The sequence below is a fragment of the Streptomyces fructofermentans genome (genome assembly GCF_014651055.1).
Lineage (GTDB): Bacteria > Actinomycetota > Actinomycetes > Streptomycetales > Streptomycetaceae > Streptomyces > Streptomyces fructofermentans.
This window is the reverse complement of the sequence record NZ_BMWD01000074.1, coordinates 1-1,214: the sequence shown is the minus strand read 5'-3', so window position 1 is coordinate 1,214 and position 1,214 is coordinate 1. Positions and strand designations below refer to the sequence as shown.

General features: G+C 71.9%; 1 protein-coding gene. It reads right to left on the bottom strand.

The genetic code is table 11. The annotated features are described in order from the left end of the window. A partial coding sequence (locus tag IE265_RS38020; protein WP_190040370.1) for an IS110 family RNA-guided transposase occupies positions 1 to 1,041 on the bottom strand: 1,041 nt, incomplete at its 3' end. Between the last annotated feature and the right edge of the window lie 173 nt (positions 1,042 to 1,214).

The following is a 1,214-nucleotide window of genomic DNA, read 5'->3' as shown; positions in this document are numbered from 1 at the left end:
TGTGGTGGTCAGCGCGCGGTAGACCTCGCGGGCGACGAATCGCTTGAGGCAGCGCATGATGTCCTTCTTGTTCAGCCCTTCCTTGGTGCGGCGTTCGACGTAGACGCGGGTGCGTGCGTCGAAGCGCATACGGGTGAGCACGATGGTGTGGAGGGCGTTGTTCGCGGCCCGGTCGCCGCCGCGGTTTAGGCGGTGGCGGTGGGTGCGGCCGGAGGAGGCCGGGATCGGCGCGACACCGGCCAGGTGCGCGAACGCGCCCTCGGACCGCATCCGTTCCGGGTTGTCCCCGGCCGAGGCAAGCAGCTGTCCGGCGGTCTCGGGACCGACGCCGAACAGCTCCAGCAACGCGGGAGCGGCCTGCTTGACCAGCGGCCCGATCTCTGAGTTCAGGTCGATGATCTCCTCGTCCAGGGCTTGGTGACGGCGGGCGAGCCGCCGCAGCGCGGCCCGGGTCGCCGCCAGCGGGCGGGACAGATCGTCGCCGGGCCGCAGCCGGGCCAGGGTCCGTATCAGGGCGGCGCGCTCCAGGCCCGCGACCTGCTCGCGCAGCGTCGCGGGGGCCGCCACGAGCAGGCCGCGGATTTGGTTCATCGCCTGGGTGCGGCCTTTGACGGCACTGCGGCGGGCGACCCGCAGCACCCGCACCGCCTCGACCACGCCGTCGCGGCTCTTGGGGATGCCGGTGGCCCGCCCGGACAGCACGGCCGTCGCGGCGGCGTAGGCGTCGATCGGGTCGGACTTGCCCTTCATCCGCCGCGCCTTGCGGTCGGGGCGGTCCACGTCGACGACGGAGACGCCGGCGGCGGTCAGCACTCGGGCGAGCTCGGCTCCGTAGGCTCCGGTGCCCTCCACCCCCACCGCGACGAGCTCGCCGTGCGTGCGCATCCAGCCCAGCAGATCGCGGTATCCGCGGATGGTGGCGGGGAACTCCCGGTCGGCCAGGTGCCGACCGATCGGGTCGATCACGGCTGCGTGGTGGGTCAGGCCGTGGGTGTCGACTCCGCCGGTGATCTGCGGGCCGTTGTGCGTCATGCTGGTCATGTCCGTCCTTGTGGCGTGTCCGTTCCGAGGGCGGCACGCGCCGGTCGGGCGGGTGGACAAGACAGTGACGGGGCTTCTGGACCAAGCTCCTATAAGGTCACAAACGCCCGTCCGGCCGCGTGCGTGGAGACGCCCGGCGAGCCGACAAATCCCAAACAGGACAGTCGAGACGT